The 20,458-nt window shown below is 60.0% G+C and carries 21 protein-coding genes; 14 read left to right on the forward strand and 7 right to left on the reverse strand.

The genetic code is table 11. The annotated features are described in order from the left end of the window. Positions 1-318: 318 nt before the first annotated feature. The 7 genes from JT719_RS22165 to JT719_RS22195 all read right to left on the reverse strand — a co-directional run bounded on the left by JT719_RS22165 (position 319) and on the right by JT719_RS22195 (position 7,610). Positions 319-1,230 carry a helix-turn-helix domain-containing protein gene (locus tag JT719_RS22165; RefSeq protein WP_207435953.1) on the reverse strand — a complete coding sequence of 304 codons (912 nt, stop codon included), beginning with the start codon at positions 1,228-1,230 and terminating at the stop codon, positions 319-321. 20 nt (positions 1,231-1,250) lie between these two features. Then, on the reverse strand, positions 1,251-1,610 hold the full coding sequence (locus JT719_RS22170) for a hypothetical protein (protein WP_207435954.1): 360 nt from the start codon (positions 1,608-1,610) through the stop codon (positions 1,251-1,253). Positions 1,611-1,675: 65 nt separating this feature from the next. Next, positions 1,676-2,581, reverse strand: coding sequence for an alpha/beta hydrolase (locus tag JT719_RS22175; protein ID WP_207435955.1), 906 nt, complete (start codon positions 2,579-2,581; stop codon positions 1,676-1,678). Between the two features lie 133 nt (positions 2,582-2,714). Continuing rightward, positions 2,715-4,061, reverse strand: a complete 1,347-nt coding sequence (locus tag JT719_RS22180; protein ID WP_207435956.1) for an IS110 family RNA-guided transposase — start codon at positions 4,059-4,061, stop codon at positions 2,715-2,717. A gap of 339 nt (positions 4,062-4,400) precedes the next feature. Further along, entirely contained in the window at positions 4,401-4,658 is a 258-nt protein-coding gene (locus JT719_RS22185; protein ID WP_207435957.1) for a hypothetical protein, read from the reverse strand. A 633-nt stretch (positions 4,659-5,291) separates the two neighbouring features. Beyond that, positions 5,292-7,211, reverse strand: coding sequence for a toprim domain-containing protein (locus JT719_RS22190; RefSeq protein WP_207435958.1), 1,920 nt, complete (start codon positions 7,209-7,211; stop codon positions 5,292-5,294). 21 nt (positions 7,212-7,232) lie between these two features. After that, positions 7,233-7,610, reverse strand: a complete 378-nt coding sequence (locus tag JT719_RS22195) for a hypothetical protein (RefSeq protein ID WP_207435959.1) — start codon at positions 7,608-7,610, stop codon at positions 7,233-7,235. Between the two features lie 266 nt (positions 7,611-7,876). Here JT719_RS22195 and JT719_RS22200 point away from each other — a divergent pair, with 266 nt between their 5' ends. The 14 genes from JT719_RS22200 (at position 7,877) to JT719_RS22265 (ending at position 20,239) form a co-directional block, all read left to right on the forward strand. Then, positions 7,877-8,584: a hypothetical protein gene (locus JT719_RS22200; RefSeq protein WP_207435960.1), complete on the forward strand. Its 708-nt coding sequence runs from the start codon at positions 7,877-7,879 to the stop codon at positions 8,582-8,584. 58 nt (positions 8,585-8,642) lie between these two features. Next, positions 8,643-9,047, forward strand: a complete 405-nt coding sequence (locus JT719_RS22205) for a hypothetical protein (protein WP_207435961.1) — start codon at positions 8,643-8,645, stop codon at positions 9,045-9,047. Positions 9,048-9,058: 11 nt separating this feature from the next. Then, a complete protein-coding gene (locus JT719_RS22210; RefSeq protein WP_207435962.1) occupies positions 9,059-9,388 on the forward strand; it encodes a hypothetical protein in 330 nt (109 codons plus the stop codon). Continuing rightward, a complete protein-coding gene (locus tag JT719_RS22215) occupies positions 9,357-11,954 on the forward strand; it encodes a VirB4 family type IV secretion system protein (protein WP_207435963.1) in 2,598 nt (865 codons plus the stop codon). Before JT719_RS22210 ends, JT719_RS22215 begins: the two co-directional genes overlap by 32 nt. A gap of 1 nt (position 11,955) precedes the next feature. Further along, the gene (locus tag JT719_RS25455) at positions 11,956-13,332 is read left to right on the forward strand and encodes a TraJ family protein (RefSeq protein ID WP_207435964.1); all 1,377 of its coding nucleotides are present in this window, start codon (positions 11,956-11,958) and stop codon (positions 13,330-13,332) included. A gap of 31 nt (positions 13,333-13,363) precedes the next feature. Then, positions 13,364-14,077, forward strand: a complete 714-nt coding sequence (locus JT719_RS22225; RefSeq protein WP_207435965.1) for a conjugal transfer protein TraK — start codon at positions 13,364-13,366, stop codon at positions 14,075-14,077. 27 nt (positions 14,078-14,104) lie between these two features. Continuing rightward, positions 14,105-14,932: a DUF4138 domain-containing protein gene (locus tag JT719_RS22230; protein ID WP_207435966.1), complete on the forward strand. Its 828-nt coding sequence runs from the start codon at positions 14,105-14,107 to the stop codon at positions 14,930-14,932. 10 nt (positions 14,933-14,942) lie between these two features. Further along, positions 14,943-16,247 carry a conjugative transposon protein TraM gene (gene traM / locus JT719_RS22235; RefSeq protein ID WP_207435967.1) on the forward strand — a complete coding sequence of 435 codons (1,305 nt, stop codon included), beginning with the start codon at positions 14,943-14,945 and terminating at the stop codon, positions 16,245-16,247. A 29-nt stretch (positions 16,248-16,276) separates the two neighbouring features. Beyond that, on the forward strand, positions 16,277-17,161 hold the full coding sequence (locus tag JT719_RS22240) for a hypothetical protein (RefSeq protein ID WP_207435968.1): 885 nt from the start codon (positions 16,277-16,279) through the stop codon (positions 17,159-17,161). A gap of 190 nt (positions 17,162-17,351) precedes the next feature. Beyond that, positions 17,352-17,699, forward strand: a complete 348-nt coding sequence (locus JT719_RS22245) for a hypothetical protein (RefSeq protein ID WP_207435969.1) — start codon at positions 17,352-17,354, stop codon at positions 17,697-17,699. 161 nt (positions 17,700-17,860) lie between these two features. Continuing rightward, a complete protein-coding gene (locus JT719_RS22250; protein ID WP_207435970.1) occupies positions 17,861-18,226 on the forward strand; it encodes a hypothetical protein in 366 nt (121 codons plus the stop codon). Between the two features lie 446 nt (positions 18,227-18,672). Further along, positions 18,673-18,882 carry a helix-turn-helix transcriptional regulator gene (locus JT719_RS22255; protein ID WP_207435971.1) on the forward strand — a complete coding sequence of 70 codons (210 nt, stop codon included), beginning with the start codon at positions 18,673-18,675 and terminating at the stop codon, positions 18,880-18,882. Next, positions 18,879-19,217 (forward strand): HipA N-terminal domain-containing protein, encoded by a 339-nt coding sequence (locus JT719_RS22260; protein WP_207435972.1) that lies wholly within the window; start codon positions 18,879-18,881, stop codon positions 19,215-19,217. The genes JT719_RS22255 and JT719_RS22260 overlap by 4 nt, the downstream gene beginning before the upstream one ends. Next, a complete protein-coding gene (locus JT719_RS22265) occupies positions 19,214-20,239 on the forward strand; it encodes a type II toxin-antitoxin system HipA family toxin (RefSeq protein ID WP_242693413.1) in 1,026 nt (341 codons plus the stop codon). Before JT719_RS22260 ends, JT719_RS22265 begins: the two co-directional genes overlap by 4 nt. The last annotated feature ends 219 nt before the right edge of the window (positions 20,240-20,458 follow it).

Consider the following 20,458-nt stretch of genomic DNA (forward strand, 5'->3'; position numbering starts at 1 on the left):
CCCAAAGAGTCTACACCTGCTTACACTTTAAAAACCATTATTAGAGGCTCCAGAGGTTGTTTTCAGGTGTTTGGTGAGTCGTAAATGGGGGGTATGGTGTTTTTTTGGGGGTAGCTGCTCCGTTTACGTGCGTGGCTCGCTGGTCTGGGATGTAGAGTCTGGTTTGCATTGAGCTGAACGTTCTAGGGCTTTGCGTACGTGAGGGCATTCACGGAACGTCAGCCCTGGTTGAAGATATACAGCCTAACAGAAAAACCGTTGTTCAGCCTATGATTGTCAGCCCACATGACGCAAACCCCTTGTTGGCGGTAGAACTTTTCAGATAAAGGAGTGTCTAAACTCCAGAGGCGACATTTCTGTTTTATTTTTAAAAAGCTTGTTGAATGATTGAGGACGTTCGAAACCTAAATTGTAGGCAATTTCAGAAACCGTTAAATTACTGGTGGTTAAATACTCTTTTGCTTTTCCTATAAGTTTTTCGTGGATGTGTTGTTGTGCACTTTGTCCGGTAAGTGAACGGAGTGCATCGCTCAAATAATTGGACGATAAGTTGAGTTGGCTCGCTAGATACTCTACCGTAAGAAGGCCTTTTTGCAACCCCTTGTCAGAATTGAAATACGCGTTTATATAATATTCAGTTTGGGTGAGTAAATCAATTTTTACGGTTTGCCGGGTAATGAATTGCCTATCGTAAAAGCGTTTACTGTAATTCAATAATAAATCAATTTGCGACAAAATAATACATTGCGTTTGCTGGTCGATATGCTGATATTCTTCTTGAATTTTTTTGAAAATAGCAACAACATTGCTCTCTTCTTTCTCAGAAAGATGTAATGCTTCGTTTACTGAATAGGAAAAGAAACTGTAAGTTTTGATGTTGTTAGCTAAGGAATGTTTTCCTAAAAAATCAGGATGAAACATTAGCACATAACCTGTTCCCATCGTTGCATTGAAGGTGTTTGCTATTTCCACCTCAACTGATTGAACTTGGTTTGGTGCTGTAAAAGTCATCGTGCCGTTTTCGAAATCATAATAGTTCTGTCCGTATTTTATTTTTGACTGAATGTTGTATTTCAACGAAATGGTATAAAAAGTTGTGGTAAATCTTTTCCATATATCAGATTGGATTGCGTGAAGTTCTGAAACGTGCACCACACTTACCAAAGGATGCAATGGTGCTCCAACGGATAACAATCTGTGAAACTCGGATAAGGATTGGATTGCCTTCATATTGAGTTATGTTTCAGAGTTTAGTTGTTTTGCTTCCAATACAAAAATCCGAACAACATTAGGGCAACGAATTCTATCAACAGCCACCATAGTTGTTTGGTGATAAATCCGTCCAAAACGAAACCTGTCAATCTCGCTAGTATGACACCAAATGTTAATGCCGTAAGAAATCCCGCTGTGATTAAGCCCCATGAAGCCCAATCTCTATGAAATAACAAAAATACGCCCAAACCAATAAATAGTCCCCATTTTACTCTTTTCTCTATCATTTGATAAGCATCAACAGGTGTTGAAAAATTACCAAATAAATTAGGCTTTATTGCTAGAACGAAACCTGCAATAAGCAAAATGGTGCCAGATATTTTCAGGAATGAATTCAATGGACAATTAAAAAGATAAAAGTAATAAGTACACCTATGCTTCATTTTACGAGAAGCAGCCTTGTTTAAAGGTGTTCTTTGAAGAAAGGCACGATATGCCCTAATGCTTCTTTGGTAGCTTCAGGGCGGTCGTACAAATCATAGTGACTTGCGCCTTTTACGACGTGGATTTTTTTGTTGGTTGAGGCAGCCTTGTTGTACAAATCGAAACCGTCCCGGTACGAACCAAATCCACCCACTTTGTCGCCAACAACTACCAAAAGCGGTTGGGTAAGGAAATATTCCGCCAAATGAAAAGCATCAAACACAATTAGGTTGCTCATACTTGTGAAAAGCAGTTTGTTGCACGAATTAGGATGTTGCCCCCGCGGTGTTCTGTAATAATCGATAGCTTCTAATAAATCCATTTCTTCTAAACCAGCCTGTTTGGCTTCATCAGCAGAATTGGGTATCCAGTTATTGATAAGAATTTCATGGCTGTTGGCTTCTGCTGTACGCTGTTGGGCAACTGCTTTGAGTACTTCCATCGGATTTGCTTCTCTGAAAGCTCTGCTTGCATTGCTTCCCACAACTGTTGCAATAGCTTTAATTCTCTTCTCCGAAATGGCAGCATTGGCAGCGTAACCACCACCAGCACAAACGCCCAATGCACCCATGCGGTTATGGTCAATAAAGGTCAAGGTTGTCAAAAAATCAATAGCACAACGGATATCTTCAACCCGTGTTGCAGGGTCTTCCAAAAATCTGGGTTCACCACCGCTTTCACCCTGAAAGGAAGCGTCAAAGGTCAAAGCGACGAAGCCATTCTTAGCAAGTTGATTGGCATACAAACCAGCGGTTTGCTCTTTTACACTGCTTCCGGGATGTACACAGACAATAACAGGATATTTTTGTGTATCATCAAAATTTTCGGGAAGGTGTAAGTATCCGACTACATTCCAGCTTCTGTTTTTAAAGTTTACTTTTTGCATTACTCTTTGTTTAAAGTTTGTCATGCAAAATTCAGGAAGTATAAGGTAGGACGTGTTTCCGTATTACTGTTTGTTGTATCCAAATTGGTGGGATAGTGTGGGTTTAGTATTCGCCAACTTCTATATAACTTCTTTAGGCTGCTTCTTTTTTTAACTCGTTCAGCCTGCGCTCGAGGTAAATGATCTTGGCCTGCTTGTACCTCTTTTGGTAGGCAGTAAGTTCGACGGGCTTAAACTCCTGGCCGCAAGCTACCATTTTGTAGTAAATGGTGGCGATCTTATTAGCCGTGGCCACAGTGGCATACTTGTTACCACCCTTAGCTTTCATCCGCCTGAAGTAGTCACCGAGCCAGTTGTCACTTCGCTGCACGGCATTGGCGGCGTTACGGAAAGCCTGGCTGGCCGGGTTTGGCTTCTTTTTCATCAGGGTGCTACTGATAAGCTTCCCGCCGGATATTTTGTTGTTGGGGCACAGGTTCAGCCAGCTGGCAAAGTGCTTGGCCGTTTCCCATTTGCCCATGTCTGTGCCGGTTTCGGAGAGAATCTCCAGTGCGGCAATGTCACTGATGCCGTAAATGGCCATCACGTCCACCCCCAGTGCTTTTTTCAGGTAGGAGCAGGTGTTGAACGATGGTTTGTTCCTGTTGGCCTTCTTAGCAGAGACGGCCTCACCCTCAGGCGCCGCTTCAGGGCGGATTTCCCCATGGTAATGCCCCAACTGCTTCTCAATGGCCACATCGCACGAGGCGATGCGTTCGGTCAGGTACTTATAGCCCATGTAACAGTCCTCCAGCAGGTAAAGCTGCTCTGTGCGCCAGTTGCCTTGCAGGGACTTGAGGAGGGTTGCCCTGTCGGCTTTCACCTTGAAATGGACGCAGGCAAGGAAGTTCTCCGCTGCCCTCTCCCCCCGCAGGATGGCCTCAATGATGGCAAGGCCGCTCTTGCCGGTGATGTCACGCAGCAACGTGTGCACCTTCACGTTCATCAGCTCCAAGGCCTTTTGCATCCTCAGCACGCATCTGCCTCTATCCTGGGTGAGCGTTCTGCGGTGGCGAACCAGCGTGCGCAGCGCCTCCTGCTGGTCGTCGGGCAAATAGCTGCTGCGGAGCAGTCCGCAACTGTGCAGCTTCTGGATCCAGCGCGCATCATCCTCATCGTTCTTCCTGCCGCTCACGTTCTTAACCTGTTTGGCATTGACCAGGTAAACCTCCAGACCATGCTGGGTGAGCAGGTTGAACAAAGGTCTCCAGTATACGCCAGTGCTCTCCATGGCCACCGTGTCCACCCCGCACTCGAGCAGCCAAGCGGCGATGGCCTCCAGATCGCAGGTCATCGTCCCAAAGGACCTGACCTGCAGCGTATCCCTGCCCTCAGGAACGGCAACGGCGTGAATGGTGTCTCCCACATCAATACCTGCCGCGTTCGGGTTGACCAGCGGCAGGTTGATGGCACCCTCTCTTGTGGTGGTTTGCTTTTTCATAGGCTTTAATGTTTTGGGATAAATACAAAAGCCGTTGCCTGCCGCCCAGTCAGTTTACTCTTCTATGCGGGCTCTATCGCCCAGTTTGAAACCAAATGGGGCAGCAGAACCACACTACTGGTAGAGTTCATCCACTCAATGTTAGGAAAGGTCTCGCTGCAAAGGCTCCTGTAACTGATTTTACCGTCTTCCCAAATTTTCAGCCTAAAAGCTATGCACAAGTTATTATGTCGGAAACATTGGCCGGGCCAATACAGGCACTACTGGATAAACGGAACTACTCCGGTTACTGGCCTATGTACGGAGCCGAATATATGCTTATTTGTCCACTTCTATTCCCTATTTGCGGGTGCCTCCTGCGTAGAGCCGCTGCGCCTGGATGGCCTTGAAGGTGCCGCCTCTGCTGGTCTTGAAACCCCCTCTGTTCAACTCCTTCGCTATCTCCCGCCAGGGGGGCGTGCCGCTTTCCCTGGTGCTTTCCCGGAGCGATCTGACTAGGGCCGTCGCCCGCCGGTTGTTCTCGTTGGCTCTGGGTTTATCACCATCAATACTACCTATTGGATACCAGAGCCAACAGTCTTTCAGCTCCAACATCATATCACTGATTATTGATCGGTGTTCCCTTCTTGCAGGAGACACGAAGAACACCGATCCAATGACCTGACCGGGGTGGCAGAGCCTGTGAAAAGCAACAAGAAAGCTCACAACTGAATGTGTCACGAATATTTTCGCATTTATTTTGAAAGTAGTATTCAGATGTACATAGATGAAGACAGCAGGTGTCCCTGTAGGACCCCGCGCCAGTCTTGCGGGCCACGCACACGTAAGTGCAGCTGCTTTTTCTGGGAGAGGGGTTGCGGTAGGAGCGCAGGTTAGCCGGCCGGTAGTTGAACTCTGCCTTTCCGAACTTCCCCTGCAACACTTCGGCCTTTGGGTATGGTTGTCGGTGATGGACCCTGACGACGAAGCCCAACGGGTGTTGGATGTCCGGGAAGAACTCCCGCGTGACGCCTTGCCCCGGCCGGTGATAGGGCTTAGAGACCACACCCCAGGCCTTCCATTCGCCTCTGCATGGAATAGGTGTGAGGGGAAGCTAAACAAAGTCAATTAGACTAACCTCAGGGCAGGGTACCTTGGTTCTAGGGAGGGGCAAAGCTCGGTATTTGAGGAGCTTCACCGGAAGGAAACCACCGGAATCCCATATTCCAGATGGCAAAAAGGAGGTTCATCTTACCGGGTCAGTTCCTGCTGCCCCGGGGATCGGGTTTCCCGCTGGCCCGCGATTTCCCTGCGCGCCGAACGGTCCGCCTCGGGCTCCAGGACCTGGTTGCCCTTCTGAGAGCCGACCGCATCCAGCGTTCTGGAGATCTTGCCGATCTCTTCCTGGTCTGTCCGGTAGCTCACCTTCATCTCCGATCGCCTCAGGTTCCCGTCAGAAGAGCTCTCGAGTTCCCCGACCCTGGCCCCGCTCCGCCGGAGGGCCTCCTGCACAGCCTCCGCTTTCCCCCTGGCGTCCGCCCCTTTGCCTTGCTCCTCCACTCTTATCAGGAGTTGGTTCTCGGCGCCTTGTCCCGGGGTATCCCCAAAGGGGTGGGCGGATGGGGAGAGGGACTTCTCGTTGGGATCGGGCAAGGGCGTTTTCTCCCGTTCAGGGTCAACCTTCGGCGGCTGGGGAGAGACGCGCTGCTTTTCCTTCTCCTGCTCGTCCAAGAGGGCCTGCCGGCGGATCTGCTCGGCGGAAAGGCCCTGGTTGGCCAGCTCCAGGTCCCGGTTGAAATCCTTGGCCAGGGGGTAGTCCACCCGGAGGAAGTTCGCCGGCTGCCGCTCCGCCACCGGCCGGAGCTGCTCCCGCTGCCGGTACAGCTCCTGGCTCAGAACCTCCAGCTGCGCCGTGTCCGCCCGGGCCACGCTCAGCCGCAGGACGGTCTCCTTCTCCGTGGACCGCTGGATGCTCACCTCGATGCTGGGCTCCTCCTGGGTTGAGTTGATGCGCTCCACCTGGCGCAGGATCGGCTGGACCCGCTCGGTTCCTTCCGAAAAGCTCTGGTGTTGGACGTCCACCCGCAGGTGGGTGTGGTACCGCCCCAAGGTGGCGTGCCAGTGGAGGGGCCGGGTCGCCTCCCGGTAGGCCTCCTGGTCGGCCACCGGCTGGAACGGCCGGGCCACCTGGAGGTCGTTGAGGTAGTTGATGTTGTACCTCCTGCCCGCCGCGTCCCGGTCATCGGCCAGGATGACCTCCCGGGGCTGCTGTTTGTCGATGACCTTCTGGATCAGCTCCGTCTGCCGGTCCGTCACCGTCCCTGCGGTGGCGATGTACATGGTGTTTTTCCCGTCGTGCTTCAGCTGGTGGTAACTCATCGCGTCGATGGCGCTCTCGGTGATGACCAGGCGTTCCACCGGGGTGCCCTTCCCCTGGGTGGGGAACGAGACCCAGATGCCGTCCTTGGGGAGCTCCAGCAGGCTCCGGTAGTCCTTGTTTTTCTGCTCCACGCTGGCCAGGCCCCGCTCGTTGTAAAGGGGGAAGGCGGTGTTCCTGAAGTTGTTCCGCTGGCTGGTGAACACCCGGCCCTGGAAAGCCGGGCTGTCGATCGTCTCATCGGTCAGGCCCCGGCTGTGGAGGTAGCTGCGGTCGCTCAGCTCCTTGCGGACGCCCAGCACCTCGGCGATCAGCCGGGTCCGCTTCCGCTCCTCCTCTTCCGGGCTTTCGGCCGCATGCCCCTGCTTCGGGGGAAGGGGACCGGGACGGGAGGGGGCGGGCGGCGGAAGTTCTTGGGGATACGGGCTGCCGTCGAGGTATTCCCGCAGGTGCTGGCGCACCTCCCCCAGGTTCTTGTTCTCCCGGGTTTTCACGAAGTCGATGATCGTGCCCCGGTCCCAGTCGTCGCCGGGGTTGAAGTAGACCTGCCGCTGGTCTTTCCGCGAGACGATGAGGTGTTCGCCGTCATTGACCAGGTGGTGCCAGTCCCCCCGCCGGCCCTGGGATTTGATTTGGTAGCCCTGCCGTTGGGCATAGGCGACCAGGTCTATCTCCTGTTTGAACCTCTCCAGTTCCTGGGGATCATTCTCCAATGTTTTCCTTTCCATCGCGCGGGGCCAAAGGGCGGATTCCAGAAAATGCGAACAGCGGGTCTGCCCGTTGTCTTCCTCCAAAAATCTAAACCGAACGCGGTTTCAGTGGGGGGCGCCCCCGGCCAGGCCGTCGATGTAGGTCAACTGCTCCCGGAACTGCTGCAGCTCCGGCTCGCCGGGGAAAAGGAAAAGGTACCGGTCGTCCTCGCCGGTGGCCAGTGGGTTCTGGGAGGCGGTGGTCTCAAAGGACAGGGCCGCCAGGAGGCGCTGCAGGAGCCGGGGCTCCTTCCGCTTCAGGGTCCCGTTCTTCAGGTTGACGACGGTCGTGTAGGGAAAGGAGAACTGGGCGCAGAACGGTTTGAGCTGCCCGTGTCCCAATACCTTCAGCCGGTATCGGATATAGCGAAGCACATCAGCATAGGGCACAAACAGCTGGGGGTTAGGGAATCCCAATGGCTTCAAGGCGTCGGTTGTAGGCATAGTGGAAGGAGTTTGCCAACCGCCTTACAGGCTCCCCGGGGAGCCTGTAAGAAAAGCAGTCGGTGCTTCATAGTATTCAGGCCTCCAAGTTAGGGTTTATCGCCACAGGTTGACAAAACACCGATTCAATAATCAGCGGTTCACCTGATGCCTTCGGGATACTCCGGCTGTGTTCCATTAAACGCACCTCTATTGAATAAGTTTTTACTAACTTTTGTATAACTTTTAAACAACTATTCGGAAACGCTCCCGTTAAAGGAAGTACCATGGCGCCCAAGATCCTCCATATCGGCTCGGTGCTGGTCCCGGGATTGCTGCTGCTCGCCCTGATCTGGTGGAGGTTCCGGGGCGGGGGAAGAGACGCGGCGGGAACCGGCCCGGAGATGGAACTGTCCCGCTACAGGCCCTTGCGGGAATACCACTACGATGTAAGTGAGTTCCTGCGCCCCCCTCCCCGGGAAGCGGAGGAGGAAGAAGAAAGCGGGGAGGGACTCCATACCGTCCTGCAGGAACTGCTCGCCTCCACCAGCCCCAGGCCGGGGCTGTGGGAGGAGGAAGAGCTGGGGGAGGACGTTTCCCCTCTGGACCCATGGCAAGACCGGACAGAAACAGAGCTAGATACCGAACCCAGCTCCCCGCCGGGGGAGGAAGGCGGGAGCCCCGTTCCGGAAAGCGGCTTCCGCCATGAACCCTTACCCAACCAGTCGGCAACTGCCTCCGGCGGTTCCGATGCCCCGGATGACGGGCAGGACACCATCGCCCCGTCTCTTTTCCTCAACGTTGTCACGGCCCCTGCCGGAACGGAGAACGACACCCGGAACCGGCAAGCCGTGGCCGAGCACCGCGCCCGCAAGGGGGCGGCCCTGCGCGCCAAACTCACGCACCAGAAAGAAGCACTGGGGGAGCTGTTCCCCGGGAACCCCGTCGTGCCCGGCTGGCCGGGAACGACGGAGGGTAAGCCGTCCGGCGCCTGATACAGGCTTCCCGGGGAAGTTTCCCCTTTCCCATCCGTTCACTTTAACCCCAAGACACATGTGCACCGAACCGAAAAGAGGAGGCGCCGGCCCGTGGGCCGGAGTCTCCGGAAAAGCCCAGGCCCTGCTGCTGAAAGGGCGGGCGTACGAGCCCTCCCCCTGGGAGAGAAGGCTGATGGCGACCCTGATGGCCCTGGCCGCGGGGCGGGGAGCCCTGGCCCAGGGCGGCACTGCGGCGGCCCTGGAGGGCATCCAGGAGACCATCATCACCATCGTGCAGGTCGTTTTCTCCATCATCCTGGTGATCGGCCTGATCCGGGTGGTGATGAAATTCCTCAACGGGGCGCCCGACGCCCTGTCCTCCCTCGGCTGGCTCGTGGGCGGGGTCATCCTGTGGTTCGGCTTCCAGTTCTTCAAGGATGACCTGGTGGGGACCGTGGGGGGAGAAGGGGGTGTCCGGTAACCGTCCCCGCCATGCGTTCCTACCGAAGCATCGAGAAACCCGCCCAGCTCCTGGGCATGCACCTGGCGGACCTGGGGCTGGTGGTGGGGCTTTTCATCGGGTCCGTGCTGCTGCTCGGTTTCCTGAACCTGCTGGTGCCCCTCCCGCGCCTGGTCTACCTGGCGGTCTTCCTGCTGGAGGCCGGGCTGCTGGCCGCCCTGCGCTTCCTGGCCAAAACCCGTCCGCCGGGGTTTCTCCTCGGCTGGCTCTCCCACCGGTTCCGGCAGCCCCGCCGGATCGCCGTGGGTATCCTCCCTTTAACCTTACCGAATGATGAGAAAAGAAAGAACCGTCCCGTTTGAGAGGGTGATGCCGGTGCACTCCCTGGAGGGGAACAAGGTGATCTTCCGGGACGGCCGGGTCGGCGTCGGCTTCGCGGTGGAGCCGGCCGAGATGGAGGCCTGGTCCGCGCAGGAGTTCAGCGCCTTCAACCAGGCGCTCCTGGGCATGCTCCGGCCGCTGCCCGTCCACACCATCCTCCAGAAGACGGACATCTACTACGACCGCCCCTACCGGGCGGACAAGCGCGAGCAGACCTATTTCGAGGGGAAGATGAACAAGCATTTCTTCGAGCGGCTGGTGCTTTTCCAGCGGTCCTACCTGTTCCTGAGTTTCGCCCCGGGCGGGCGGCGGCAGGGGAAGACGAACGCCCTCAACGCCCTGGTGGCCCGGATGGGGGAGGCCCTCGCGAAAAACCCCTTCGAGGACCTGGTCCACACCCTGGAGAGGGCCGAGGCGGCGGCCCGGGAGTTCGCTTCCGCCCTGTCCGGCACGGGGAGCGTGGGGGTCCGGCGCCTGGGCGCCGAGGAGATCACCCGCCTCCACCACCGGTACTTCAACCTGGACTTCGACGGGGCTCCCCGCCGGCAGGAACGGGAGATCTCCAACGGGAACGGCAGCCTGGCCGTGGGCGAGCACCAGGTCTCCGTGCTCTCGCTGGTGGGGCAGGGAAGCGAGCAGCACCCGGCGGTGCGCAACCGCTACGGGGTCACCGCCCCGATGCTGTACCCGCTGACGAACGCGCTGCCCTTCCCGCATGTGCTCACCCAGGCCTTCCTGGTCCAGGACACGGCGGCGGCGCTCTCTAGCCTGGACACCGACCGCAAGCTGAACCAGTCGCTCGGGCGGCTGGCGACCCAGGACAACCAGCTGCGGGCCCTGGAGATCGAGCAGTTCACCGCCGAGGTGCGGGCCGGCAGCAAGCAGATCATCGGCCTGCACCTGTCCGTGCTGGTCTGGGAGGCGAACGACTTCCTGCGCAGGGAGCGCATCGAGAAAACCATGGCCGCCTTCCGCGGCATCTTCGGGATGGAGGCCGTGGTGGAGTCCCACCTGGCCCTGCCGCTGTTTTTCGGGCTGCTGCCGGGCAACGCCGCGCAGATCCCCGACCGGTGGCTGGTGACGACCGCCGACCGCGGGGCGTGCCACATGCACTGGACGGCCACCTACCGGACCGACCCGGTGGGGGAGTACTTCTGCGACCGGCAGCGGAACCTGCTGCAGGTGAACCTGTTCAACACCGACCTGGACAACCAGAACGCCATCGTGGTCGGCCCCTCCGGCTCCGGCAAGAGCTTCACCTTCGGTTACATCGTGGTGCAGCGGCATGAGCGGCGGGCCCGCCAGATCCTCATCGACATCGGGGGCACCTACCGCAACGTGGTGCAGTCCCTGAACGGGGCGGATTTCGGGGAGACCTATTTCGAGTACGACCCGGAGAACCCGATCGAGTTCAACCCCTTCCTGGTGCCCCGCGCCGCGGACGGGCGGCGGTGGGAATACCGGGACGAGAAGGTCAACTTCCACCTGGCCCTGCTGGCCGTCCTGTGGAAGGGAGGCGCCGACGCCGCCCCGCTGAACAAGTCGGAGCGGGCCATCCTCAGCCGCTTCCTGCTCCAGTACTACCACTACCTCAACGGGGAGGGCCGGGCCGGCCAGGCCGACGAGGAGAAGCCGGGGATGGAGGGCTTCGTGCGCTTCGTGCGCAGGTTCGACGAGGACATGCACCGCACCCCGGAAGAGAGGGACGGCCGGGAGGAGATGCGCGCCCAGTACCGGAAGGACATGCAGTACTTCGACCTCCACCAGTTCTTCCTGGTGCTGGCGCAGTTCACCGAGGGCGGGCGGTACGGAAAGGTGCTGAATGCCCGGCAGGACGTGGAGCTGTCCGAGCACCGGCTCATCTGCTTTGACCTGGCGAAGGTGAAGGCCGACCCCGACCTGTACCCGGTGGTGGCCATGCTCATCACGGAGCTCTCGCTGGACCTGTTCCGCAAATTCCCTGACGACGTCAAATACATCGCCCTGGACGAGGCCTGGGCCATGCTCTCCGGGGGGGTGATGGAGGAGTTCATCGTCTCCATGTACCGCACCATCCGGAAAACGAACGGCTCCATCACCATCATCACGCAGGGGATCGGGGAGATCGTGGAGAGCCGGATCGGCTACGCGCTCATCAACAACAGCTCGACCAAGCTCATCCTGCGGCACGCCAACCCGGATTCGCTGACTCAGCTGCAGACGCCCCTGGGCTTCACCGACCACGAGATGGACCTGATCCGGTCCGTCCGCTCCACCCCGGACTTCCGGGAGTTCTTCCTCAAACAGGGCTCCAAGGGGAAGGTGTACCTGCTGGAGGCCGCCCCGGAGCTGGGCGCGATCCTCAGCTCCAAGCCGGCGGAGCGGAACCACCTGAACCGCCTGGTGAAGCGCTACCAGCAGCAGCGCCGCCGGCCCGCCCTCGACGGGCAGGGCAGGGTCAGGGTGGAGGACGGGCGGCCCGTGTGGGAGACCTATGCCGAGCAGCGGCTCGACTATGCCGTGGAGCAGTTCACCGAGGACAAAAGAGCCGGCCGGATCGGGAAGTGACATGGAGACACGCCTGCTATTCGTCGCCCACGGGATAAACGAGGGATTCCTGCGCGCCTGCGACCAGTCGCTGGAGACCGTGCTGGCCGTCTGCCGGTTCATCACGCCCACCTTCATGGGCATCGCCCTGGTGGTCTCCATCGGCCGGGGGTACCTGTCGGGCCACGGCCTGCGGATGGACCTCTCCCCGGTGGTCAAGGCCCTGGCGCTGTTCCTGGTGCTTTTCTTCTACCGGGACCTGACCCACGTGCTGGGCGCCGGCATCAAGGGGGTGACCCACCTGTTCGACGGCTCGGGGAACGTGGGGGAGGCCCTGCAGCGGCTGACCGCCCCGCCCGGCGTCGCGGCCGCGGCCCAGTCGGACGCGGTGGCCCCGGCGGAGGTGGTGGAGCAGGGCGGCGCCTGGTACGCCAAAATCTACCACCGGCTCGCCAGCTTCTCCCTCATGAACCTGATCACGGAGTTGTTCACCACCACGACGGTCCTGCTGATCCGGCAGGTGGTGCTGTTCCTGCGGCAGTTCGTGCTGGGGTTCCTGTACGTGGTGGGCCCGCTGGCCATCTGCCTGTCGGTGGTCCCGGCCTTCGCGGGGCTGGCGGGCAAGTGGCTGCAGCACTTCATCGCGGTGCAGTTCTGGGCCCTGACCATGAACCTGCTCGACCTGATCTACACCAACTTCGCCGAGCAGAGCACCACCGCGGGCGGGGTGCTGGGTGGCCTGGTGACGCCGGGCCAGGCCTTCACCGACGTGCAGTTCCTGCTGATGTCGGTCGCCTTCATCCTCCTCTACTGCATGGTGCCCACCCTGACGGGGTATTTCATCGGCTCCACCGCCGTGCAGTCCTTCATGGGGACGGTCCTGGGCATGGCGGCCGGAGCGGCCGGCACCGCGGTGACCATAGCCTCCCCGCCGGCTTATGGGGGTGGGGCAAGCGGGGCCCTCGGCCGGGCCATGGGCTTCGGGGCGGCAGGGAGTACGGGCGGGAGCGCCCCCCAGGCACCCGGTCCCGGCGGAGGCGGCCCCCCTACCCCGGGCATGGCCGCGGGTGCGGCGGAGACGCCCCCCGTCCGCTACGGCGGGAGCGCCCCTTCCCCTGAGGGGTACTCCCCCGAGGGGTATCCTTCCGAGGATCAAAGCTACGGGTATTCTCCGGAGTACGGGTATTCCCCGGACGAAGGCTGTTACGGCGAGGATGCGTATGCCGACGGGCAGGAGGGCTACTATGCTTCCCCGGAGGGCACGGGGTCTCCCTCCCTGGGGTACCCTGACTACCCGGACTACCCGGAAGACGGGTGGGAGCAGGAGGAGTATGGCGGTTTCCCCTCCGGGGACCCCGGGTACTGGGAAGGGGAGGCGGAGGAACGCCGGGAGGAATAGACAATCACCACCAGACCAACCATAACGAACGATGAGCACCGTAAAAGACCTGAATACCTCTTTCAATACCATGCGCACCATCGCCCTGGCCTGCATCACCGGCTTCGTGGTGGTGGCGGTCAGCGCGGGCTACGGCTTTTACCGGGTGACCCAGGAGGCCGGGCGCCGGGTGTACGTGGTCACCGACTCCGGATCGGCCGTGGCCCTGGCCGTGCGGGGGGACACCCATACGCCCTTCGAGGCCCGGAACATGGTCAAAGGCTTCATGAAGACGATGTTCGGCCATGACCAGTACACCTTCAAACAGAACCTGGACGCCGCCCTGCCCCTGATCGAGGGCGCCGGGGGCCGCCGCATCTTCGAGAACTTCAGCCGCGGGCAGGTGCTGCAGAACTACCAGCGCTACTCCGCCCGCTCCGTGCTGGACGTGGACAGCATCCACCTGGACATGCGGACCCGGCCCTATTCGGGGCGGGTGTACACCCGGCAGCGGATCTTCATCGGTGACCAGCAGCGGCAAAGCCTGCCCCTGGCCGCCAGGTTCCGCCTCGTGGAGACCGAGCGCTCCGAGGAGAACCCCTACGGCCTGCTGATCACCGACTTCGATTACATCCCCTACCATCCGCCGGTTTCCCGGGAGGAGAAGGAGTTCCTGCAGCAGCAGGAGGCCGACCGGCAGAGGAGGCTGCGGGAGGCCGCCGCCGGGGCCGGCCTCACCCCGGATACCTTGCCCTTCCGCCCCTGATGTTTCCCACCCCTAAGTTCCGACGCTATGGAAAAACCTTGCATTCTGTTCCTTTTCATCTGGCTGGGTTCCCTCCCCGGCCAGGCCCAGCGGACGAGTCCGCCCGCGGAGATCCCCGTCTCCGATTCCTCCACCACCTACCTGGTGTTCAGCGGCCCCGTTTCCCTCGTGGACGTGGGCATGGCCGAGCACTACCTGGTGAAGATCGAGGGGGACGCCGTCTTCGTGCGGGCCAGAAGAAAGAACCCCGTGCCGACCCCGATCCTGGTCCGCCACGGGTCCCGGTACTGGATGGGGCGCCTGGTCTACAGCGCCCGCCCGGTGCTGCAGCTCTACGACCTCCAGGGAGGCGTCGCTCCCCCGGAGGCGGGCTCCGGCCCCCTCCAAAGGAGCGGCCCGCCCGGAGCGAACGGAGAGGAAATCGCGCGGAAGCTCGCCGAGCTCCGGCAGGCGCGGGAGGAGCATCAATCGGTGGCCGTGGTGGGGAATGACCTGGTGCTGTCCCTGGCCAACGTCCGCAACGACGGGGACTTCACCTTCCTGCGCTTCAAGGTGATCAACCGAACCAACATCGATTACCGGGTGGACTTCACCGATTTCCAGCTGGTGGAGAACTCCTCCCGGAGGTTCCTGGGGAAAAAGCGGAACCAGGCCCGCCGCCCGCTCCCCCCGGTCGGCGGGGAGGCGGAGCAGACCATCCCGGGCCGCTCCACCGGATACCTGGCCTACGCGCTCCCGCTCTACGCGGCGACGGGGCAGGGGTACCTGGAGGTGACCCTGCGGGAGCGGAACGGGGCGCGGGTGCTGGTGCTGCCCATCCCCAGCAGGGTGATCAACCGGGCCAAAACCATCTAAATAGAAGAATATGGAAGATCTGCGCGAAGACTACCCGGCCAGCGGTACCGGGGAACCGCACCCCGCCGGGGACAGAGAAGACCCGCCGGTAAGGCGCCAGGTGGCCGGCCTGCTGAGAAAACACTGGTTCACCTGCCTGTTGGCGCTGGTGGTGCTCCTCTTCCTGGGGCTTTTCCTCTGGCTGCGGGCCGCCCGGAACGCCGCCCGGGAGAACCTGGAGCCCGTGGCCGCGGCCTCCGAGAACATCGAGCAGGCCATCCCGGAGGCCGCCACCGAAGGGATCGAGCGCAAGTCCCCCTCGGCGCTCCTGGAGGAGCAGCGGAAAGCCGAGCAGGAGGCCCGGTACGCTCCCCCGGCTCCGTCCGAGGAAGAGGTGGTGGGTGCCTTCGCGGTCGACACGGCCGGGCAGGCCGCCCGGAGGAGCCGTGCACGGCTGGAACAGGCCCCGACCGCTGCCGCGGATCCGGCCCACCCCACGGAGCCGGAATCGGCCCCAACCGCGCACTTGCCCCGGGAGGGGACCGGTCCGGGGATGGCCAGCCGCGCGGCAGAGGAAGGGGCGGTGGGGGAAAGAAACGCCCAGGCTTCCCATGACACCGACGGGACTCCCTTCGAGACGAACCCGGAGATCCTGCGGATGCTCTCGGCCTCCTCCCCGCAGACGAGGCAGGTGTACGAGCAGACCACCGGCCGGCGGTACCGGGACCCCGGCACCCGCGGAGGGAAACCGCCGGAAATCCGGCAGGCCCCGCCCGGTACCGACGGCTTCCACACCTACAAGGCCGCGGGTGGCCGGCCCGAGGGGGGCACCCGCGGCCCCGAAGTCTTTTTCCGGGGGGTGGTCTCCGGGGAGCAGAAGGTCCGCTCCGGGTCCGTGGTGACCCTGCGCCTGCTGGAGGACGCGGTGATCGCCGGGGTGACCTTCCCCCGCAACACCGTCTTCGCCGGCGTGGCGAAGGTGGAGTCCAACCGGGTCTCCCTGCGGATCGATCGGCTGGGGCCGGTGCGGGTCAGGGCGGAGGTCTACGACCTCCATTACCTGCCCGGCATCATGATCGACCCGGAGAAGCGGATAGAAAGGGAGGTGGACCGCGGGTTCGGGGACCTGCAGCGCCAGGCGGGCCAGGAGATCAGCACCGCCATCGACCGCTCCGCCACGGGGGCCAACTCCGTGGTAGGGGTCGCCGGGCGCGTGGCGGCCACCGTCGTCTCCCGCCCCAGGGCGAACCGGAGACTCCGCGAGGTGCTCCTGCCGGACGGATACCCGATCCTGGTTTCCCCGGCGGAGGGAGACCCGGGCGACGGCACGAGATAAGAGTTAGTTAACATCAATACCGAAGACGTATGAGAAAGATCGGCTTGACAGTGCTGGCGGCGGGGCTGCTGGCGGTATGCCCCGCGAACACGGAGGCGCAGTTCGTGGTGAACGACCCCATCCACATGGGCGTGCACATCGGCGAGTTCGCCAAGCGCCTGGCGCAGTGGGCGGAGACGGTGCAGAACTACCAGATCATCCGGGATGCCCGCACCATCGCCGGGGTCACCAAAGACCTCACCGGCGAGGTCAAGGACCTGACGGCCGACGGGCTGGCCCTGCAGCGCCGGATCCAGGAGGACCTGCGCAAGGTGAACAGCATCATGGACCTGCGGATCTCCAACCCGCAGCAGCTCTTCGCCCGGGCGCTGGCCATGTCGGGCGGCAACTCCGGGACGAACTACATGCCGCATTTCGCGAAGGCGCAGCGCCTGCGGGTCGCCTTGCAGAACCACCACCCCGAGGAAGACATCAAAACCATCTTCTCCGTCTTCTCCCGGACGGCCGGGGACTCCGATGCCCACGCCCGCATGAGCTCGGCCGAGTACGTGGAGCGGCGGGAGGAATCGGCCGTCTCGGCCTATGCCTACGAGGAGATGAACCAGAAAAAGAAGATCCAGACGGCCCTGGACTACTACCGGATCGCCGATGAGATGACCGAGCAGAGCATCGAGATGAACGCCACCCTGAAGAACCCCGGCCGCTACGCGATGACCGAGGGGGAGCGCATGGCCATGATCAACGCCTCGAACGAGAACATGGTCCGGGCGATGCAGCTGCGGCAGGAGGCCGACCGGCTGCTGGCGGAAAGCACCCGCAAAGGCCCCGCCCACCTGGCCGCCGAGGTCCTCTACACGGACCTGCTCGCCCAGAGGCAGCTGATCGAGCTGGAGAGAAGAACCAAGGCGCACTGAGATGGGAACGCTACTCAAAGCCCTGTTAGCGGCCCTGGGGCTGGCGGTCTGCCTCCCGGCCCAGGCCCAACGGCACGTCCGGCATCTCTCCGCCTGGGGTGTCCATCTGGGCGGCACCGAGAAGGGCAGACTCCACGAACTCAGCTATTCCCGTTTCCTCACCGACCGGCTGGGCGCCCGGGTCAGCGGGTTGCGGGAGTACGGAAAAGGGGAGAGCCGGGGAGAGTACGAGGCCTACACCGCCCGCCTGCTGGCGGCCCCGCAGCTCTTCCGGATCGGGGAGCTGGTCTATTTCCACCTGCTGCTGGGAGGGGGCGCCTCCTTTGAGCGGACCGAGGGAGGACTGGGCGGGAAGATGGACCGGAGGGCAGGGGAACGGTTCACCTATGGGCCGCAGGCGGGCCTGGAGGCGGATCTGTACCTGGGCAACCGGTTCTCGTTGACGGGCTCCGTCACCAAGGCCAGGCTTTTCAACCATCCCCTGCTTGAGGAATGGCCCGGGTACGTTTCGGTTGGCGTACGGTACCACTACCGGTAAGGAGCCCTGATAAGCGGTGGGAAGCCTTTCAAACACCTTCCAAACCGTTAGTTTAGGAAGGGGGGAACAGAGCGCTGTCCTTCAAAGTGTTTAGGGCGATAGCGCATTCAGGAAAATGACAGGAAATAGGATCCTCAATAGAATGGGGAGGAAAATAAGGCATGATGCAGTATCATTTTTCTCTGATCCTGGCAACCAAGAGCCTGCTTGAGCCGATCGCAGGCCCGCTCACGGTAGGGGTGCTTGCGGGACTGGTCATCTTTGCCTTAAGGAGAAGGGTAAGGTGGAATAGAGCTCTTTGTAACGCCCTTACCAAACCGATTGTGATCTACCGGCAACTGACTCCGAGGATGCCCATACGGAATTTTCACCCAAACCATTTGGACTACACCATCACACCCTCCGACCCGCGTTTCTACACTCTGCCCTGGGAACACAAGGATGCTCTGTATGTGTACCGGATAAGGCAGTTGGAGGCAAAGTGCAGGAGGCTGGAGGCAAAGCTGAATGCTGCCGGGATCAAATAGAACCAAAGTTTCAGAACCCTACCATCCCGAGGAAAACCGGGGAGCAGGTGGGCAAATCTCCCGACGGTAAGAGGCTTTTCACCTCCCCCAACCTCATCAGCCTTCCGATACTTCAGAAGGGCCAGAGAGAACGTAATCTCCGCCGGGTAGTCTGCTTTCCGAAAGGACCGACCATTAGGTATTCCATCCCAATGGGGAGGAGGTGCACCTGCGCCCGAATCGCAGGCAGGGAGTCCCGCTCGCCTCCTGCGTTTGCTTACCCGAACCCCTTCCATATGGCAATGACCTTTCAAGAACCATAATTGCTTTAGAAGGTGCACTATAGTGCACTTTTAAGTGAATTAAGGTGAAGATGGAGTTTTTATTCGTATATAAGTGCACTATAATGCACTTTATCTTATTATATTCAGAGAAACAGTGTATCTTTACACAAAAAGGGCGTTATAATGCACCAAAAGCTTGAAGATACCATCAAGGCAAGAAGGAAGGCACTGCGGCTTTCCCAGGAGGATTTGGCCTCTTTGTCAGGGGTTGCCCTGCGGACGCTGAAAGCGTTGGAGGTTGGGGAGGGGAACCCCTCTCTCCGCACCTTAAGGAAAATCGCCGAGGTGCTGGGGATGGAAATCAGGCTGGAGGTCAAGAGACTGGATACATGATGAGGAAAGCACAGGTACTGAGAAACCGCATCCTGGCCGGAGAACTGACGGAGATACCCCAGGGGGGATACATCTTCCGGTATGACGAGGCCTATCTACAGGACCCGAGCCTCCCGGCCATAAGCCTGACCTTGCCCAAGCGCCCACAGGAGTACAGGAGCGAGTACCTGTTCCCGTTCTTCTTCAATATGCTCTCGGAGGGAGTGAACCGGAACCTGCAGAGCCGGCAGCTGAAAATCGATGAGAACGACTATTTCGGATTGCTTCTGGCCACCGCCCAGTACGACACGATAGGGGCAGTCACCCTTCAACCAATCAAAGAGAACGAAGCATGAGCATGCCTGCGGTAGATTTCTGTCCGGGCACCCTGAAGCCCCATTTCCGGACCTATAGCCCCGCCTGCCTGAGGAGTGTGTTCAACGGCCGGAAGGTCAGCCATATCCTCCCGTACCTGCCCCCGCAGGAAAGCGAGGAGGATGCCGCGAAGTTCCTGGAGAACCGGAAACGGATCTCCATCTCAGGCGTCCAGGAGAAACTTTCCCTGGTGCTGGAGAGGAACCGGCTGCGCCTCACCGAGACAGGGGAACAGGGCCAGTACATCCTCAAGCCCATCCCCAGGGATGTGAGGCGCCCCAGCCAGGTCCCGGCCAATGAGCACCTGACCATGCAGATAGCGCGGCAGGTCTACCGGCTTCCGGTGGCGGAGAATGCCCTGATTTTCTTTCGGAACGGGGAACCGGCCTATCTGACCAGGCGCTTCGACATGAAACCCGACGGCACGAAACACGGGCAGGAGGACTTCGCCTCCCTGGCGGGCAGAACCAGGCACACCGCCGGGAATGACTTCAAGTACGAGGGCAGCTACGAGGACATCGCCCGGATCCTCCGGGAGACGGTGCCGGCCTACCAGGTGGAGGCTGAGAGGTTCTTCGCCCTGGTTCTGTTCAATTACCTGTTCTCCAACGGGGACGCACACCTGAAGAATTTCTCCCTGATGGACACCGAGTACGGAGACTATGTGCTGACCCCGGCTTACGACCTGATTTGTACCCGCCTGCATGTGGAGGACACGTACTTCGCGCTGAAGGACGGCCTTTTCTCGGGGGGCTATGAAACGGAGAGCTTCAAGGCCAACGGCTTCTATGCCTACGACGACTTCCATGAATTTGCCGGAAGGATCGGTCTGAGGGAAAACAGGTTCACAACAATCCTGGCCGCCTTCCAGAAGGAGCAGCCTGCGGTCCATACCCTGATCGGAAACTCCTTCCTGGAGCAGGACCTGAAAGAGAGATACAGGGAATATTACCTGGAGCGGTTACGCATGCTCAACTATTCAGCAAGGGCGAACAGCGGGTGAAAGCGCAAGCGGAACAATTCTACTCTCAGGACCCTGGCTGATTTCCGCTAGGCGAACCGGATGGGGCCCAAGTGCCGGCAAATCCTTTTCCGGCGCCAAAGGGTACCGAAAACCAGGGCAGCGGTCTTCGGTACCTGCTACTGGCCACCGTATGGCCGCAGGAGCGGTGGCGGGAGGCAGGGAGAGAGACAACCATCCAGGCAACCTGCCCTGCTACCG

This window comes from Sabulibacter ruber (assembly GCF_017355955.1).
Classification (GTDB): domain Bacteria; phylum Bacteroidota; class Bacteroidia; order Cytophagales; family Hymenobacteraceae; genus Nibribacter; species Nibribacter ruber_A.

Coding starts and splice junctions, on each gene's coding strand:
- JT719_RS22165 (WP_207435953.1), bottom strand. CDS start 1,230: ATGAAGGCAATCCAATCCTTATCCGAGTTTCACAGATTGTTATCCGTT.
- JT719_RS22175 (WP_207435955.1), bottom strand. CDS start 2,581: ATGCAAAAAGTAAACTTTAAAAACAGAAGCTGGAATGTAGTCGGATAC.
- JT719_RS22180 (WP_207435956.1), bottom strand. CDS start 4,061: ATGAAAAAGCAAACCACCACAAGAGAGGGTGCCATCAACCTGCCGCTG.
- JT719_RS22185 (WP_207435957.1), bottom strand. CDS start 4,658: ATGATGTTGGAGCTGAAAGACTGTTGGCTCTGGTATCCAATAGGTAGT.
- JT719_RS22195 (WP_207435959.1), bottom strand. CDS start 7,610: ATGCCTACAACCGACGCCTTGAAGCCATTGGGATTCCCTAACCCCCAG.
- JT719_RS22200 (WP_207435960.1), top strand. CDS start 7,877: ATGGCGCCCAAGATCCTCCATATCGGCTCGGTGCTGGTCCCGGGATTG.
- JT719_RS22205 (WP_207435961.1), top strand. CDS start 8,643: ATGTGCACCGAACCGAAAAGAGGAGGCGCCGGCCCGTGGGCCGGAGTC.
- JT719_RS22210 (WP_207435962.1), top strand. CDS start 9,059: ATGCGTTCCTACCGAAGCATCGAGAAACCCGCCCAGCTCCTGGGCATG.
- JT719_RS22215 (WP_207435963.1), top strand. CDS start 9,357: ATGATGAGAAAAGAAAGAACCGTCCCGTTTGAGAGGGTGATGCCGGTG.
- JT719_RS25455 (WP_207435964.1), top strand. CDS start 11,956: ATGGAGACACGCCTGCTATTCGTCGCCCACGGGATAAACGAGGGATTC.
- JT719_RS22225 (WP_207435965.1), top strand. CDS start 13,364: ATGAGCACCGTAAAAGACCTGAATACCTCTTTCAATACCATGCGCACC.
- JT719_RS22230 (WP_207435966.1), top strand. CDS start 14,105: ATGGAAAAACCTTGCATTCTGTTCCTTTTCATCTGGCTGGGTTCCCTC.
- traM (WP_207435967.1), top strand. CDS start 14,943: ATGGAAGATCTGCGCGAAGACTACCCGGCCAGCGGTACCGGGGAACCG.
- JT719_RS22240 (WP_207435968.1), top strand. CDS start 16,277: ATGAGAAAGATCGGCTTGACAGTGCTGGCGGCGGGGCTGCTGGCGGTA.
- JT719_RS22250 (WP_207435970.1), top strand. CDS start 17,861: ATGATGCAGTATCATTTTTCTCTGATCCTGGCAACCAAGAGCCTGCTT.
- JT719_RS22255 (WP_207435971.1), top strand. CDS start 18,673: ATGCACCAAAAGCTTGAAGATACCATCAAGGCAAGAAGGAAGGCACTG.
- JT719_RS22260 (WP_207435972.1), top strand. CDS start 18,879: ATGATGAGGAAAGCACAGGTACTGAGAAACCGCATCCTGGCCGGAGAA.
- JT719_RS22265 (WP_242693413.1), top strand. CDS start 19,214: ATGAGCATGCCTGCGGTAGATTTCTGTCCGGGCACCCTGAAGCCCCAT.